General features: G+C 69.0%; 17 protein-coding genes. 11 read left to right on the top strand and 6 right to left on the bottom strand.

Annotated features, from left to right (window positions below; genetic code table 11):
• Positions 1 to 348: 348 nt before the first annotated feature.
• The 10 genes from K9U40_RS13085 (at position 349) to K9U40_RS13040 (ending at position 7,064) form a co-directional block, all read left to right on the top strand.
• A complete protein-coding gene (locus K9U40_RS13085) occupies positions 349 to 1,050 on the top strand; it encodes a DUF2793 domain-containing protein (protein WP_282890634.1) in 702 nt (233 codons plus the stop codon).
• Between the two features lie 40 nt (positions 1,051 to 1,090).
• The gene (locus tag K9U40_RS13080; protein WP_282890633.1) at positions 1,091 to 1,411 is read left to right on the top strand and encodes a spike base protein, RCAP_Rcc01079 family; all 321 of its coding nucleotides are present in this window, start codon (positions 1,091 to 1,093) and stop codon (positions 1,409 to 1,411) included.
• 20 nt (positions 1,412 to 1,431) lie between these two features.
• Complete coding sequence (locus tag K9U40_RS13075; RefSeq protein ID WP_282890632.1) at positions 1,432 to 1,590, top strand: hypothetical protein; 159 nt, start codon at positions 1,432 to 1,434, stop codon at positions 1,588 to 1,590.
• Complete coding sequence (locus K9U40_RS13070; protein WP_282890631.1) at positions 1,590 to 2,843, top strand: SGNH/GDSL hydrolase family protein; 1,254 nt, start codon at positions 1,590 to 1,592, stop codon at positions 2,841 to 2,843. The genes K9U40_RS13075 and K9U40_RS13070 overlap by 1 nt, the downstream gene beginning before the upstream one ends.
• A 39-nt stretch (positions 2,844 to 2,882) precedes the next feature.
• Entirely contained in the window at positions 2,883 to 3,743 is an 861-nt protein-coding gene (locus K9U40_RS13065; protein WP_282890630.1) for a glycoside hydrolase family 108 protein, read from the top strand.
• Positions 3,740 to 4,048, top strand: a complete 309-nt coding sequence (locus K9U40_RS13060) for a hypothetical protein (protein WP_282890629.1) — start codon at positions 3,740 to 3,742, stop codon at positions 4,046 to 4,048. The genes K9U40_RS13065 and K9U40_RS13060 overlap by 4 nt, the downstream gene beginning before the upstream one ends.
• Positions 3,969 to 4,163 (top strand): hypothetical protein, encoded by a 195-nt coding sequence (locus tag K9U40_RS13055; protein ID WP_282890628.1) that lies wholly within the window; start codon positions 3,969 to 3,971, stop codon positions 4,161 to 4,163. The genes K9U40_RS13060 and K9U40_RS13055 overlap by 80 nt, the downstream gene beginning before the upstream one ends.
• Positions 4,164 to 4,330: 167 nt before the next feature.
• A complete protein-coding gene (locus tag K9U40_RS13050; RefSeq protein WP_282890627.1) occupies positions 4,331 to 5,002 on the top strand; it encodes a response regulator transcription factor in 672 nt (223 codons plus the stop codon).
• 14 nt (positions 5,003 to 5,016) lie between these two features.
• The gene (locus tag K9U40_RS13045; RefSeq protein ID WP_282890626.1) at positions 5,017 to 6,447 is read left to right on the top strand and encodes a sensor histidine kinase; all 1,431 of its coding nucleotides are present in this window, start codon (positions 5,017 to 5,019) and stop codon (positions 6,445 to 6,447) included.
• A 176-nt stretch (positions 6,448 to 6,623) separates the two neighbouring features.
• The gene (locus K9U40_RS13040; RefSeq protein WP_282890625.1) at positions 6,624 to 7,064 is read left to right on the top strand and encodes a hypothetical protein; all 441 of its coding nucleotides are present in this window, start codon (positions 6,624 to 6,626) and stop codon (positions 7,062 to 7,064) included.
• A 113-nt stretch (positions 7,065 to 7,177) separates the two neighbouring features.
• On the opposite strand, the gene K9U40_RS13035 is transcribed toward K9U40_RS13040, so the two are convergent.
• Positions 7,178 to 8,017 carry a universal stress protein gene (locus K9U40_RS13035; protein WP_282890624.1) on the bottom strand — a complete coding sequence of 280 codons (840 nt, stop codon included), beginning with the start codon at positions 8,015 to 8,017 and terminating at the stop codon, positions 7,178 to 7,180.
• A gap of 117 nt (positions 8,018 to 8,134) precedes the next feature.
• On the opposite strand from K9U40_RS13035, the gene K9U40_RS13030 reads away from it, so the two are divergent.
• Positions 8,135 to 8,770: a MarC family protein gene (locus tag K9U40_RS13030; RefSeq protein WP_282890623.1), complete on the top strand. Its 636-nt coding sequence runs from the start codon at positions 8,135 to 8,137 to the stop codon at positions 8,768 to 8,770.
• 49 nt (positions 8,771 to 8,819) lie between these two features.
• On the opposite strand, the gene K9U40_RS13025 is transcribed toward K9U40_RS13030, so the two are convergent.
• The 5 genes from K9U40_RS13025 to K9U40_RS13005 all read right to left on the bottom strand — a co-directional run bounded on the left by K9U40_RS13025 (position 8,820) and on the right by K9U40_RS13005 (position 15,768).
• Positions 8,820 to 9,881 (bottom strand): heme-dependent oxidative N-demethylase family protein, encoded by a 1,062-nt coding sequence (locus K9U40_RS13025; protein ID WP_282890622.1) that lies wholly within the window; start codon positions 9,879 to 9,881, stop codon positions 8,820 to 8,822.
• 160 nt (positions 9,882 to 10,041) lie between these two features.
• Positions 10,042 to 10,998: a PDR/VanB family oxidoreductase gene (locus K9U40_RS13020; RefSeq protein ID WP_282890621.1), complete on the bottom strand. Its 957-nt coding sequence runs from the start codon at positions 10,996 to 10,998 to the stop codon at positions 10,042 to 10,044.
• Positions 10,995 to 11,582 (bottom strand): dimethylamine monooxygenase subunit DmmA family protein, encoded by a 588-nt coding sequence (locus K9U40_RS13015; RefSeq protein WP_282890620.1) that lies wholly within the window; start codon positions 11,580 to 11,582, stop codon positions 10,995 to 10,997. Before K9U40_RS13015 ends, K9U40_RS13020 begins: the two co-directional genes overlap by 4 nt.
• Before the next feature lie 11 nt (positions 11,583 to 11,593).
• Positions 11,594 to 13,276 (bottom strand): APC family permease, encoded by a 1,683-nt coding sequence (locus K9U40_RS13010; RefSeq protein ID WP_282890619.1) that lies wholly within the window; start codon positions 13,274 to 13,276, stop codon positions 11,594 to 11,596.
• Positions 13,277 to 13,515: 239 nt separating this feature from the next.
• Positions 13,516 to 15,768, bottom strand: a complete 2,253-nt coding sequence (locus tag K9U40_RS13005; protein ID WP_432715917.1) for a DUF1989 domain-containing protein — start codon at positions 15,766 to 15,768, stop codon at positions 13,516 to 13,518.
• Positions 15,769 to 15,805 lie beyond the last annotated feature (37 nt).

The following is a 15,805-nucleotide window of genomic DNA, read 5'->3' as shown; positions in this document are numbered from 1 at the left end:
ACTCAAGAAAGAGAACGCGTTGTCCGATCAGCTTGCGATGCAGGCAGATCGGCGCGTGCTCGAGGCGACTTATCGAAACACGGCCCGGCGAAGCGGGAAGTGGAGCCTCAAGGCGCACCGCATCATGTCCGGCCTCGTCCCGGCACGGCCGCTGTTGCCGATTTTCGCCTCGGCGATCGGAACCCACTTCCAAGGATTGCTCCATCGGCACGGCGTGGATGCCCGGGACGGGCCCGGGCATGACGAAAGCCGGGGGCTTGCGAACGAGGTTCCGGTGTTCGTGCCGAGGCTGTGGGCTCGCCTGTTTCGTTTCGCCTTCTTTCTCTCTCCACCCTCCCCGAGGTCCCCATGACCGACCAGTCCGCCAACCTCGCGCTGCCCTATATCGCGGCGGCGCAGGCGCAGAAGCATGTCACCCACAACGAGGCCATCCGCCGCCTCGATGCCTTGGTGCAGCTGGTGCTGGAAAGCGCCACCGCCACCGCCCCGCCGGCCACCCCCGCCGAGGGCGCGCGCTGGTTCGTGCCGGCCGGCGCCACCGGCGCCTTCGCGGGGCACGCGGGCACCATCGCCGCCTATGAGCAAAGCGCGTTCGACTTCCTGCCGGTGGCGCAGGGCTTCCTCGCCTTCATCCGCGACGAGGGACGCCTCGCGGTTTTCGACGGCACCGCCTTCGTCTCGCCGTTCGCCGCCAGCGCCCATCGCGCCGCCATCACGGGGCGCGTGATGGAGGAGGATGTGGCGCTCACCGGCGCCTATGTGGAGACGGCCATGGCCATCCCGGACCGGGCCATCGTGCTTGGCGTCTCCACCCGCACGCTCACGGCTGTTACGGGCGCAACCTCCTACGACTGCGGCATTTCCGGAGAGACCTCCAAGTTCGGAGGCAGCCTCGGGGCGGCGGCGGGCTCCGCCAATGTGGGCGTCGTCGGCCCCACCGCCTTCTACGCCGCGACGCCGGTGCGCCTCACTGCCAATGGCGGCAGCTTCTCCGGCGGCACGGTGCGCGTCGCCCTCCACATCCTGCTCTGCGCCGCGCCCGAGGCGTGAGGCCAGCGGCGCAGCCTTATCCCCTCCATCGGAGATCCCCATGCCCTACGATTCCACCCGCGATCCCCTCAAGGGATTTGCGTCGTCCCTGTCGTCGCCGGCGCGCCAGCTGGTGCGTATCACCCCCGCCGACGGCGCCGACCTTGCCACCTATGCCAAGGCCCTGTGGGTATTCGTGCCCGAGGACGTGGCGGGCGGCGTCGCCACCATCCGCATCACCCCCGTGGCCGGCGGCGATGCCGACACGGTGGATGTGCTCGCGCTGCCCGGCCTCCAGCCGCTGCCGCCCTGCCAGGTGCGCCGCGTGTGGGCCACCGGCACCAGCGCGGGGCTTGCCGTCTACGCCCTCTGCGACCGCTGACCGCCACTCGAGGAGGCTCCATGCTCTCGCTTTCGCTCTCGCTCGCCGCGCTCCGGCGCCGCGCCGGCCTGCCCATGCGCAGGGTGGTGGGCGGCATCGCCTATGGGCGCCTCAAGGGCAGCAACGGAGCGCTGCTGTCGTCGGCCGATGGCCGGGCCCTCTATGGAAGGATTGCGTGATGTTCCTGACCGACGATCCCGATTTCGCCGCCGCACGGCAGGCCGCGCAGGGCTACAACCGGTCCACGCTGGTGCTCATGGGCGACAGCCGCCTTGCCGGCTTCTACAACGATCCCAACACCAAACTGATGCGCCAGGGCGGCAATTTCCTGCGCTACGGTCTTGCCCTTTCCGGGCAGCGGATGCGGGTGGAGAAGTCCTTCGCGGTGGCGGGCCAGCGCTCCGACCAGTATCTGGCAGCCGCCAACGTGACGCAGGCGCTGGCCTGCAAGAGCCATTGGCTCGTCATCTACGGCGTCGCCAACGACATCGGCACCTATGGGGGCGCGGTCGATCACTTCACGGCCAACATCAAGCCGGTGGCCGACGCCTGGACCGCCACCGGCCGCGGCGTGATCCTCATCACCGAGACCGGCGCCAACAGCTACACGGGCAATGCGGCCAACATGGGCGCTGTCTTCAAGTACAACCGGCAGGTCCGCGACTATTGCCGGGCGAACCGCGGCGCCATCCTGTTCGACGCGGCGGCGGTGGTCATGGACCCGTCCCAGCCCATGACGGTCAACCCCGCCTATTCGGGCGACGGCCTGCATATCGGCCTCGTGGCCGGGGCTTATACGCTGGGTGCGAAGTTCGCGGACCTCATCAAGCAGATCGCCCCGCCGTGCGACGGCCTCATCTATTCGGCCGGGCAGGTGATCGCCAATGGCGGCGTGCAGCTCCATCCCAACCCCTTGTGGCTCACCACCACCGGCGGCAGCGGGAGCTCCATCATGACCGGCATCGTGCCGGCGGGCATCACCAGCATCTCCGCGCCTTCGGGCTCGTCCATCACCGGATCGGTGACGGCGGGGGCCTATGGCAACGATCTCCAGTTCGCCATCACGGCCGGTGCCGCCGGCGTCTTCAAGATCAAGTGCGATTTCGCCACCGAGCAGGAGATCGTGGGCGAGACCTATTACGCCAACGCCGAGTTCGATGTGGCCGCCGGAGCGAGCAACTTCCAGTCCTGCGGCGTGCACCTCGAATGCAACCGCGCCGGCACCACGACCCAGACCGAGGACGGCTTCGTCAGCACCGCCAACGGCAACCTGCCGTCCGGCGCCTACAGCTTCATCTCCGAGACGGAGCGGCTCACCATCCCGTCCGGCAGCCGCGGCTGGTTCTCGGCGTGGCTGGTCTTCTACTTCTCGGCCGCCGGCAGCGCCACGGTGAAGGTGCGCCGCTTCGGCGTGTGGCGCCAGCAGGGCTGACCTGCGCCCTTCATCTTCCCAAACCATCAGGTGACACCCATGGCCAGGACCAGCTTCAAGCCGGCGCTCAATGCCGTGCTCCGCCACGAAGGCGGCTATTCCAACCATCCCGACGACCCCGGCGGCCCGACCATGAAGGGCGTCATCCAGCGGGTCTATGACGGCTACCGGCGCGGCAAGGGGCTTGCGGTGCGTCCGGTGCGCGAGATCGAGGAGGGCGAGCTTCAGGACATCTATCGCCGCCAGTACTGGGACGCCGTCCGCGCCGACGAGCTGCCGGAGGGCATCGACTATGTGGTGTTCGACGGGGCGGTGAATTCCGGCCCCGGCCAGTCGGTCAAATGGCTGCAACGGGCGCTGGGCCTGCCAGCGGACGGCGAGATGGGCGCGGTGACCCTGGCGGCCGCCCGCACGGCAGCGGAGACGGCCCCCGCCCGCCTCGTGGACGACATCTGCGACCGCCGCCTCGCCATGCTGAAGGCGCTCCGGACCTGGCCGGTGTTCGGCCGCGGCTGGGGGCGGCGGGTGGAGGACGTGCGCAAGGCCGGCAAGGCCTGGGCCACCGGTGCCGGCCCAGCCCGCCGCATCCCGGTGGACGGGCCGGACGCCGCGATCCGGTCCGGCAAGGCGCCCGTCGCCAGCGCCCGCCCGGCCCCGAGGCCGCAGGCGGGCGCCGGGGCGGTGGCGGGCGGTGTCGCCGCCTCCGCCGTGTCCGAGGCGGCGCGCCAGATCGCCCCCCACGCGCAGGCGTCCGCGACGCTCGCGCTGGTCTTCACGGGCCTGACGCTGCTCGGCCTCGCCCTCACCCTTGGCGGCCTTGCTTATGTGTGGTGGAGCGCCCGTGCCGGAGCGCGCCGGGCGGCGATCCTCGACCTGCTGCCCGCGGGGCCGGCGGCGTGAGCGGCCTCGCCCATCTTCTGGGCTACGGCGTGCCCTGGTGGGTCTGGGGCATGGCCGGGCTTGTCGCCGTCGCGGCGCTGGCGTGGGTCGCGGGACCGCGCGCGGCGCTCGCCGCGGCGGCCGTGCTCGCCTTCGTCCTCGCGTACCGGAAGGGCGCGCAGCAGGGCTATTCCCACGCCATGGAGAAAGGAGAACGCGATGCCGAGCGCATCCTCGATACGGCCCGTGCTGCGCGCTCTGGCGCTGATCGCCGCGACGGCGACGCTCGCCGGCTGCGCGACGACGACGGGTTCCGGCGCGGGTAAGGTCTATTGCGGCGCCGCCCAGCCGATCCGCTGGTCGGCGGCCGACAGCGACGAGACCATCCGCCAGGCGAAGGCCCACAATGCGGTCGGCCGCCGCCTGTGCGGCTGGAAATGATCGGGGGCGCGCGGCCCTGCGGCGCCGTTCACGCTTGCTCCGCCACGCGCCTCTGTCATTCTCAACCGGCCGGGCGGCAAGGATGAAAACGTTATCCCTCCAAAAGGGGGATGCCGGCCGGCTGGCGCGTGCTTTATGTGGTCGGGAGCCGAAGCCGGAGAAAACCTGTGCGTCTTTTGGTGGTCGAGGACGATCCCGAGCTGAACCGACAGCTCGTCGAGGCCCTGAACGATGCGGGCTATGCGGTGGATCGCGCCTATGACGGCGAGGAGGGGCAGTATCTCGGCGAGACCGAGCCCTATGACGCCATCGTCCTCGACATCGGCCTGCCGAAGCTCGACGGCATCTCGGTGCTGGAAAGCTGGCGGCGCGCCGGCAAGGTCACGCCGGTGCTGATCCTCACCGCCCGCGACCGCTGGAGCGACAAGGTGCAGGGCTTCGATGCCGGGGCCGACGACTATGTGGCCAAGCCGTTCCACATGGAGGAGGTGCTGGCCCGCCTGCGCGCCCTGCTGCGCCGCGCCACCGGCCACGCCTCCAGCGAGATGACTTGCGGGCCGGTGCGGCTCGATACCCGCTCCGGCCGCGTCACGGTGGACGGAAATGCGGTCAAGCTCACCTCCCACGAATACCGGCTGCTCAGCTACCTCATGCACCATGCCGGGCGCGTGGTGTCGCGCGGGGAGCTGGTGGAGCATCTCTACGACCAGGATTTCGACCGCGATTCCAATACCATCGAGGTGTTCGTCGGGCGCCTGCGCAAGAAGCTCGACTGCGACGTGATCCAGACCGTGCGCGGCCTCGGCTATCTGCTCGCCGCGCCGGACGGGCAGCGCTGACGCGCGGAATGACCATGGCACCAGCGTCGCGGCCCTCCGAATACGCCCCCGGCTCACTCGCCTTCCGCCTCGTGCTCTCGGCCATGGGCATCACCCTGGTGGTGCTGCTGGTGGTGGGCTTCGTGCTGTCCTCGCTCTACCGCACCGCCGCCGAGCGCGCCTTCGACCGCCGGCTCGACGTGTATCTCAAGACCATCGTGGCCGAGGTCGCCAACGCCTCCGACGAGGTTCTGCCCGAGCCCGTGGCCCTCGGCGATCCCCTGTTCGCCTTTCCCAATTCCGGCTGGTACTGGCAGATCACCCTCATCTCCGGCACCGGCGAGGCGCGGCGGCGGGCCTCGCGCTCGCTGGTGACGGGAGCGCTGCCGCTGCTCGCGGTGCAGGGCATCAAGGGGCGGCCCGGCCTGATGCGCGAGGGCTATGTGAAGGGTCCCCACGGCGAGGAACTGCGCCTCGCCGAGCGCGACGTGGATCTCGGCTCCGACGCCCGCTACGTGGTGTCGGTGGCGGCAGTGGCCTCGGAGCTGGAGGAGGAGATCTCCGCCTTCAACCTGGCGCTGGCCGGCACGCTGGTGGTGCTCGCCTGCGCCTTCCTCCTCGTGGTGATGGTGCAGGTGCGCTTCGGCCTGAAGCCGCTGACGCGCATCTCGCAGGCCCTCGCCGACGTGCGCTCCGGCAAGGCCGAGCGGCTGGAGGGCGCCTATCCGGACGAGATCACGCCGCTGGTGCGGGAGGTCAATGCCCTCATCGACGCCAACAAGGAGATCGTGGAGCGCGCCCGCACCCATGTGGGCAACCTCGCCCACGCGCTCAAGACGCCGCTTTCCGTGCTGATGAACGAGGCCGGCACGCGGGACGATCCCCTCGCCGTGCGCGTGCGCGACCAGGCCGGGGTGATGCGGGACCAGGTGGCCCACCACCTGGAGCGGGCGCGCATGGCGGCCCGCGTCTCCGTGGTGGCGAGCGTGTGCGAGGTGACCCCCGTCATCACCGCGCTGGCCCGCACCATGGAGAAGATCCACCGCGGCAAGGACCTCGCCATCGAGGTTCACATCCGCGACGACGTGCATTTCCGCGGCGAGCAGCAGGATCTCGAGGAGATGATCGGCAACCTCGTGGACAATGCCTGCAAGTGGGCCTCGTCCCGGGTCGGGCTCGAGGTCTGCATCGGCCAGCCGGGAGCGCCGGGCGACCGGGTCTTCTTCCACGTGATCATCGACGATGACGGCCCGGGGCTCGACCCGGCGCGCCGGGTGGATGTGGGGCGCCGCGGCCGGCGGCTCGACGAATCGAAGCCGGGCTCGGGCCTCGGCCTCTCCATCGTGCACGAACTGGCCCTGCTCTATGGCGGCCGCTTCGAGCTGAGCTCCGCGCCGGTCGGCGGCCTGCGCACCGAGCTCGTGCTTCCGGCCGCCGCGCCGCCGCTTCCGCCATCGGCGCCGTGAGGCTGCCGGTGCCATGGCACGGCCGGAGACCTGTTTCCGTCGGCCCGGCGGATGCGCCTCGTTGACGCGCCCGCGCCGCCGCCGCAGGCAAGCCTGTTTTCAGGCGCGCCGCGACCGCTTAAGAGGGAAGGGAGCCTTGGTGTCGCCCCATTGTCCTCACCCGTGAGACCCATTCGATGCCCGCCCGCATGGTTCGCGTCCGATTGTCCGCCCTCGCCGTCCTTGCTTCGGCTCTGGGCGGCTGCGTGACGGATTCGGGCTCCGGCCCGCGCGCCATTCCGGCACAGGCGGCGCTGCCCACGGCGCCGGTCATGAGCGGGGCGGTCTCCGGCGGGCTCATCAGCGGCGGCATCGGCAACGGCCTCGACGAGGGGGACCGGCGCCGCGCCTATGATGCGGAAGTGTCGGCGCTGGAGACCGGCGGGCCCGGCTATCCCATCGGCTGGAAGGGGGACAGCGGCGCCCATGGCACGGTGGTGGCGGGGCCGCCCTACAATCGCGCCGGCTTCCAGAGCTGCCGCGATTATTCCCACACCATCTATATCGACAATCGCCCCCAGATCGCGCGGGGCGCTGCCTGCCGCGCCGCGGACGGGCGCTGGCAACCGGTGAGCTGAGGCAGCCGGTGCGCCTGACGCGGCCTTCCCTCCGGAAAGCGCAGCGGCAGCAGGGCTGAAACGCGCCCGTCGCCTGAGGCGGTGCGGGCGCTCCTTTCAGTGGCGCAGGACGATCAATAGGACATGAACAGGGGGACCTTGCAGTCCGCCAGCAGCGACTCGGTGACCCCGCCCAGCACCCATTCCCGCACGCGCGAATGGTTGAAGGCGCCCATGACGATGAGGTCGGCGCCGATGAGCGAGGCCTGCTCGCGCAGCGTGCCGGCGATACCTTCCCCGCCTGCGACGAGGTTCTTGACGCTCACATTGACGCCGTGGCGGACGAGATGTGGCGCCAGCTCCGCGCCGGGTACCTCGTGCGACAGCTCCTTCTCGGTGCCGATGGCGAGCACTTCCACGGTGCCGGCGGCCTTGAGGATGTCCATGGCGTCGTTCACCGCCCGCGCGGCGCGGGCGCTGGCATCCCAGGCCACAAGCACGCGATGGAAGGTGAAGGTATCGAAGCCGGGAGGCACCACCAGGACCGGCCGCCCGCTCTCGAACAGCAGCCCCTCGATGAGGCCACGGTCGGCATTGACGGTGGTCGCTTCCGCGTCCAGCACCGAGATGTCGTGCACGCGGGCCTGCGCGATGAACGTATCCACGAGCTGGGGGTAGGTGAGCTGGGGCGTATCCACCGAGGCCGAGACGCCCGCCGCCGCCGCATCGCCCCGCGCCTTCTCCGCCACATCCGCGGCAAGCTGGCGCAGCCGGCGGTTGTGCGCGGCCACGAGGCCGGAAGCGACGTTGCTCACGAAGGTGTTGCCCATGACCACCTTCAGCGAGGCGGCCTGGATGGTGGCATGCGCGCCTGCCTTCTGGGCCAGCGACAGACCGTAGGCCAGAGCGGACGAGGGCTCGTCAATGCCCTCTTCCGTCATGCCGATAAGCACGCTCTTTATGTTCTGAAGCATTTGGCATTTCCTCCACAGACACGACACACTACCTAGCACAGCTTCAGATCTCGTTGCGTCACGTCAACGAACGATCCACCGGTGCGCATCGGTGCGGAACACGGCGGGGGGTGCGCGATGATCGAGGACCTGAACCTGTTTGCCAGCCAGCTGGTGACGCTCTGGGTGGTGCTGGAGCCGTTCAGCCACCTGAGCCTGTTCCTGAGTGCCACATCCCACCTCGATCCGCCGCAGCGGCACAAGGTGGCGGGGCTGGCCCTCGTCTTCGCCTTCCTGATTCTGGTGGTGTTCACGCTGCTCGGACGGCTGCTGCTCCAGGCCATGGGCATCTCCATCCTCGCCTTCCAGATTTCCGGCGGGATGATCCTGTTCCTGTTCGCCATGACGCTGATCTTCGTGGAGACGCCCCATCGCCCGGTGCGGGTCGATCCCGAGCGCGGCCTTGCAACGCTCGCGGTCTATCCGCTCGCCACGCCGATTCTCGCCGGGCCGGGGGCGATTCTCGCCATGGTGCTGTTCTCGGACAACAATCGCGGCGCCCCGCTGTCGCATCATCTGGTCACCATGGGGGTGCTGGCCCTGATGATGACGGTGCTGTTCGTGGTGTTCCTGCTGGGCGACACCATCGCCAGGGTGATCGGCCAGAGCGGCGCGAGCCTGCTGCGCCGGGTCATGGGCATCCTGCTTGCGGCCCTGTCGGTGAACCTGGTGCTCAACGCCTTCCAGAAATGGCTGGGGCTGCCGGAGCTCTGACGACAGGAGCGCGCCGCAACTGGCGGCGCGCGCAGGCGGTTCCCTGTCCTCACCCCGCCAGCACGTCCGTATCCGGCGCGATGCCCCTGGAGGTGGGCGCGCCGTCATCGAGCGGGGCGAGGTGGTCCACCACCATCTGGCGGAAGCGGGGCAGGCCCTTGTAGGCGGCGATGTCGGGGTGAAGGTCCCGCAGCACGCGGTGCAGGCGCCGGCGCCATTTCGGCACCCGGGCGATATCGGCCACGCTGGTGAGGTAGCAGCGGATGCCGAACAGGATCGCGTTGGAGCGCGGCAGGCGATAGAGCGTCTGCAACTCCACCCGCAGGTGCACCTTGTCGGCCACGTTTTCCGGGGTGACGCTCGCCTTGTCCGGGCCCCACACCGGATAATTCTCCGGCGAGGTGTCGAGGCGCGGATTGACGGTCATGGTCCAGTTGAGCCGCCGCACCGGCTGGCCGTATTGCAGGCGCAGCAGGTATTTCAGCGCCCGGTCGAACACCCCCTTCTCGTGGGCCAGCGGCACCGGGCCGTGCCATTCGTGGAAGCTCATGCCGATGTCGAACTCCAGCGACCAGTCGGCCTGTGTGGTCACCATGCCGCCGTCCACATAGAGGTTGTCGTCGCGCTGGTCCTGGAGCGTGAAGTCGCCCTGCGCCTGCCGGGTGATGTATTCGAATGGCCCGCAGGGCAGGGTCTCAACCTTGCCGAAGGTGAAGCTCTGGTGGATGTTGAGTGGCCGGTTCACCCAGGTCCAAAGGTCGCCGGCCCTGGTCAGGGAGAAGTGCTCGGGATAGTCCTGCGCCAGGCTCTCCATGATGAGTTCCAGGCTGTCCCACTCCGCCGCCAGCATGTGCGGCAGCACCTGGCAGCGCTTGGGGTCCTCCTTCAGCACCCGCTCGCGCTCGCGGCACTCGGCGATGTAGTGCTCGTCGATGTCGAACGCCGCCTGGAACGCCGCCGTGGGGCCGCCGCGCACATGGGGCTCGATGTTCACCGAGTACATGTACGCGTCCTCGGGGAACGGGAAGGGAAAGCGCAGGATGTCTTCCGGCGACTTCCTGTAGGTGAAGGTGTCGCGGAAGGTCTCGGCGGGCTTGAACTGGAGGGTCATGGGATGATCCTTTCGGACGGATCCTCTGGGAATGGCAAGGTGTGAACCCTCTCCCGCTTGCGGGGGAGGGCAGGGTGGTCTCCACCCGGCGTGATGTGTTTGCGGAAAGGGCTTGCCCCCTCCCCAACCCTCCCCCGCGAGCGGGAGAGGGGGAGCGACCTTACAGATCGAGCACGAGGCGCGGGCCGCGGGCGCGGGAGACGCAGGTCATCACCAGCCTGCCGCCCGCCTTCTCCTCGGCGGAGAGGAAGTCGTCGCGGTGGTCCACCTCGCCCTCGATGACCGGGGTCATGCATTCGCCGCAGGCGCCGCCGCGGCACAGGCAGGGCGCGTCAACGCCCGCCGCTTCTATGGCTTCCAGCAGGCTCTGGGTCTCGCCCACCTCCACCTCGATGCCGGAGCGTTTGAGGATGGCGCGGAACGGCAGGCCGCCGCCGGCGCCGCCGAAGCTCTCCTTGTGGATCTTGCCCCTGGGCCAGCCCAGCGCTGTGGCGGTGCCCGTCACCGCATCCATCAGGGTGTGCGGGCCGCACACATAGACATGGGTACCCAGCGGCTGGCGCGACAGCAGGCCGGCGAGGTCGAAGGCGGCGCGGCCGCCGCCATGGACGCGGATCTCCTCGCCCGCGGCATAAGGCGCGAGGAGGCGCTCGAACACGGCGGCCTCCTCGCCGCCTGCAAGTTGGTGCAACTCGAAGCGGGCGCCCCGCGCCTTCAGCTCCGGCAGGAAGGACAGCATGGGCGTGATGCCGATGCCGCCGCCGATGAGCAGGTGCTTCCTCGCCGTGGCGGCGAGCGGGAACAGGCTCACTGGGCTTGCCATCTCCAGCACGTCGCCGGGCATGACCTTGCGGTGGAGGAAGGCGGAGCCGCCCCGCGACTGGGCCACGAGACGCACGATGATGTCGTAGCGCGCCCGCTCCATGGGCGCCGAGACCAGGGAATAGGCGTTCTTCATCACCCGCGCGCCGTCGCGCAGGGTGAGCATCACATGGCCGCCCGCGGGCGGGGTGGGGAACAGGCCGCCATGGGCCGGCTCGAACGAGAAGCGCTTCAGGCTCGGCGCCAGCTCCACGATGTCGCGCACGCGCACGTGCAAGGGGTCCCCGGCGGTCATGAATACAGCTCCTCGGCCGGCGGCACCTCGCCCGGCACTTCCGCATCGACCTGCACGGCCATGAAGGCGGCGAGCCGCCGCGAGAAATGATCGCGCACGAACAGCGGCGCCCCGCAGCCCGCGCAGGTGGTGATGGAGGTGGTGACGCCTTCCATCACCGTGCGGCAATGGACGCAGAAGATGCGCCGCGCCTGCGCGCCCACGTGGGCGAAAGCCATCTCCTGCCGGCTGAGGCCGGCGCGCGCGCCGATGCCGTTGGCATCCCACAGGAACGTCTCCGGCCCGGCGGCGTAGAGGCGCAGGCCCATGGTCTCGCGGGCGAGCCGCTCCTCAAGCGCCGAGAACAGGTGAGGCACGGCGCGGAAGACGCGCACCGCGCCGGCTTCCTCGTCCATGGCGGCGCTGCCGGGCACGGCGCTCTTGCGCGCCACCGTCCACACCTCGAAGGCGGAGGGGGTGACCCCCTCCGCCAAAGCCTCGGTCGGGACCTCGGGTCCGTCCACAACCAGCAGATGGTGCCGGCCCTGCGGATCCGGTGCGATCGGCTGGTACTTGGGCCGGCTCTTGATGCCTTGATCGCTCATCTCGTCTCCGCTCAGTAGACCGCGAGGGTGCGCGCCACGATGATCACCACGGCACCCAAAGCGAGGGCGAGGTAGGGCACGAGGCCCGCCCGCGTGCCGGCGCCGGCCTCGGCCTTCAGGTGCATGTCCTCCATCATCGCCGCCGGGAACTGGCCCTTGTCGGTCACATAATGGCGGAACAGGAAGACCGGGATGATGGCGGCCGAGACCACGAGACCCGTCACCAGCGTGCCGGCGCCCCAGATGTCCGCGCCCATGCCGAGCAGGAACAGGTTCACGTAGGCGAGGGTCGTGCCCATGCCGATGAGCCAGGTGGGCGCCTTGAACGGGCGGTCCCAGTTCGGGCGGTCGATGCGGTGCATCCAGGCGGCGTTGAGATTGAGGAAGTTGAACAGAATGTAGCAGACGTTGGAGATGGCGAGGATGAACACGTAGTCCGACATCATCAAGAGGATGAGGTTGAAGCCGAGATCCGTCCACATGGCCTTGGTGGGCGCGCCGTTCTCGTTCACGTGGCTGAGGTACTTGGGCAGCCAGCCGTCCACGGAGGCCTGGTAGAGGGTGCGCGAGGAGCCCGCCATGGAGGTGATGATGGCGAGCATGAGGGCGAGGATCAGCATCACCACGATCACGTGGTGGACGATGGGCCCGCCCTTGATCATGTCCGCCATGGCGCTGGCGACGCCCATGCCGGAATAGATGTCCGCCGACAGGATGCCGTCATAGACCGCCGGCGTCGTCACCGTGCCGGCGGCATCCGTCACCGCCGGGGTCACCAGCTGGCCGAGGCCGAGCACGCCCTGGAACGAGATGGGCACGATGGTGAAGACGAAGATGCACAAAAGGCCCGAATAGAGGATGGCCTTGAAGGTGTCGGTCTTGGGGTCGCGGAACTCCCGCGTGTAGCAGACCGCCGTCTCGAAGCCGTAGGTGGACCAGGCGGCGATGAACAGGCCGCCGGCCATGAGCGTGACGCCGGCCATGTCCCACGATCCGGCGATCACCTTGCCGGCCTCGTCCTTCGCCAGCGGCGCGAACGGGCCGAGATTGGCCGCCAGCACGTCGCCGGTGATCAGGGGCACAAGGCCGATGAGCACCAGCGGCAGCAGCGCCACCACGCCCAGCACCACCTGCACCCGCGCAGTCTGGCTGATGCCGCGATGCTGGATGGCGAAGGCGACGAGCAGCAGCGCGGCGCCGAGGAAGAAGGTGGCGTTGAGACGCAGCGCAAGGCCGGTCTTCAGCCAGCCGAGGTCCACGAGGGTGAGCTGCCACGTATTGATGGCGGCATCCGCCGGGAACAGGATGGAGAGCACATAGCCCGCCGCGAGCCCCGAGCCGATGGACAGCACCGGCGACCAGGCGAGCCAGTTGCACCACACCGAGAAGGGCGCGAGCAGCTTGCCATAGCGCACCCAGGCGATGGCGCCATACACCGAGGCACCGCCGGACTTGTGCGGGAACAGGCCGGCGATCTCCGCATAGGAGAAGGCCTGGATGAAGCCGAAGATGATGGACAGGATCCACACGAACCAGGCCGGCGCGCCCACCGTGGCGCCGATGGCGCCGATGGAGAAGAGCACGAGCGCGGGCACCCCGCTCGCGATCCAGAATGCTCCGGTCCAGCTGATCTTGCGTTGAAGGGTGCCGGCCTCTGGGGGGGCGGCGGCCCCTGTGGTTGCTGCGATGCTCATGTGGTTCCCCTCATTTTTATGCGGGGGAGTTTCCCGGCGCGAAAAAAATTTGTCAATCAAGATGTAAGTATGACGTAAGGTTAGTGCGAGTCATTTTTGGATCAAAGCTGTGCCTAAAATTCATTCATATGCGTATTGAGCGCGCAAAAACACCTCCAGGCGAAATATCGTCTGGAGGTGCTCAAATCAATACATGGTCTTGGCGGCCGAAAGCTCGATCGGCCGCCGTGCATCGCCCGTCAGGCGCGCACCCGGATCTTCTGCGGATCGAAGTGCGGGAAGGGCGCGATCTCGGCGCCGATGCGCTTGCGCAGGCCGTCCAGCTTGCCGATCTCCACCGGCGTGCCCGTGGCCGCATGGGCCACATCGATCCGCGCCAGTGCGATCTGGCCTTTCAGGATGGGCGAATGGGTGGCGCTGGTGACGACGCCCACCTGGGCGCGGCCCATATAGAGCGGATCGCCGTGGCCGACCGCGTCGTTGCCCTCGATCTTGAGCCCCACCATCTTGCGGGCCGGGCTGGCCTTGCGCCGCGCCAGCGCCGCCTTGCCCACGAAATCCTCCTCCTTCTCCGCCACCGCGAATCCGATTCCGGCCTCGAACGGGTCGGTCTGGTCGCAGAAATCGTAGCCCGCGAACACCAGCCCGGCCTCGATGCGCAGCATGTCGAGGGCGGACAGGCCCAGCGGTTTCATCCCCTTCGGCGCGCCCGCCGCCCAGACCGCGTCGAACACGGCGCCCGCATCCTTGGGGTGGCACCAGATCTCGTAGCCGAGTTCCCCCGTGTAGCCGGTGCGCGAGACCACCAGCGCCGGTCCCATGGGTCCGCCGAGCCGTGTCACGGCGAAGCGGAACCATTTCAGTTCGGCGATGGACGCTTGCGTCGGGCTGGTCCAGATCATTTCGGCGAGGATCTCGCGGGAGAGTGGCCCCTGCACCGCGATATTGTGCAACTGGTCGGTGGAGGAGCGCACGAAGGCGTTCAGGCCCCATTCGTTCGCCTTGTCGCGCAGCCAGGAGCCGGTGAACTCCTCCCCGCACACCACCCGGAAATTGGATGGCGCGAGGCGGAAGACGGTGGCGTCGTCGATCATGCCGCCGTGGTCGTAGGTCAGCGCCGTGTAGACCACCTGTCCCACCGCCAGCTTGCGCATGTCGCGCGTCACCGTGCGCTGGAGCAGGAGTTCCGCGTCCGGCCCGGTCACCTCGAACTTGCGCAGGGGGGAGAGGTCCATCACCGCCGCCTTCTCGCGGCAGGCCCAGTATTCGGCAATGGGGCCTTCGCCGGTGAAGCAGGTGGGCAGCCAGAAGCCGCGATACTCCACGAAGCTGCGGGTCATCTGCGACAGGCGCGGATGAAAGGCGCTCTCGCGCGTCAGGCGCGGCTCGGCTGCGGCATTCATGCGGAATGCGGTCCCCCTGGAGAAGCTTTCGGCGCTGTCATAGACGCGCACATGGATGTCGGTGGGCACCCAGCCATTGGCCGGGTCGATGTCGTCGGCGCAGGACGAGGCGGCGCAGACAAGGTCGGTCAGCGCCTTCATCAGCACATAGTCGCCAGGCCGCGACCAGGGCTCGTCCATGGTGAGCGCGTTGGTGTGGTCCACCGCGGTATTGTAGAAGAAGTTGATGGCCGGCCAGCCCGCGCGCGGGCGGATGCCGTAAGGCGAAAGCACCGCATTGAAATTGTCCGAGCAGTTGGCGTGGCCCGGATAGCCCATGTCCTCATAATATTTGGCCGAGCAGGCCAGCGCGAAGGTGTCGTGCCGCCCCACCGTGTCGCGGATCACTTCCACGAGGGGGATCTGGCGCTCGTCATAATATTTCGAGTGCAGTCCCGGCCCCGGATAGGCCGCGCCCATGAGGGTGCGGGTGGTGGTGGCGTCAAGGCCGAATTCCGCGCCCTGCTCCAGCGCCGCCGCATCGAAGGCGAGGAAGTCCGAGCACTGGCGCCCGTCCACGTCGATGATCTGGATATAGTCGCCGGCTTTCACCCGAAAGGCGCGGGCCTGCGCAGCCGGCACCCGCAAGTCGAGCTTCGGCTCGGCCAGGGGCTCCGGCAGGGGGCGCTCATATCCGGGGGCGCGGGTGACGATGACCTCGATATCCGTGGGCGCATCCTGCCCATCGGGCGCCATGGGGCCGCCGGGCGCGGCCACCACGACCATCAGATCGCGCTGCGCCGTGAGCGCGACCTGTGTCTGTGCCGGATGATCGCCGGCGAGCACCCTGTGCCCGGTCACGGCCTCCGGCGCGATCCCCCGCGCGGCAAGCGCATGGGCCACCTGCGCGCTCCCCTCTCCCCCCGGATCCAGCACCGCCGCAAGGGCCGCATCGGCCGGCCCTTCGAGGCCGAGCGCCGTGCCGTCCGCTGGTCCCTCGCCGTCGATGGCGAAGACGAGGGCCGGTTGCAGCCCTTCCGCGTCCCGGATCGCGATGGCGTCGCCGGCGCCGAGCACGATCGCGGCAGCGCCGCCGCCGCGCACCACCACGCATTCACGGGGGCGGGCGCCGGCAACGCTGCGGGAG

It is taken from the genome of Xanthobacter autotrophicus (assembly GCF_030015065.1).
GTDB lineage: Bacteria > Pseudomonadota > Alphaproteobacteria > Rhizobiales > Xanthobacteraceae > Xanthobacter > Xanthobacter autotrophicus_D.
The sequence above is the reverse complement of the archived record's forward strand: the minus strand, read 5'-3'. Positions and strand labels throughout refer to the sequence as shown.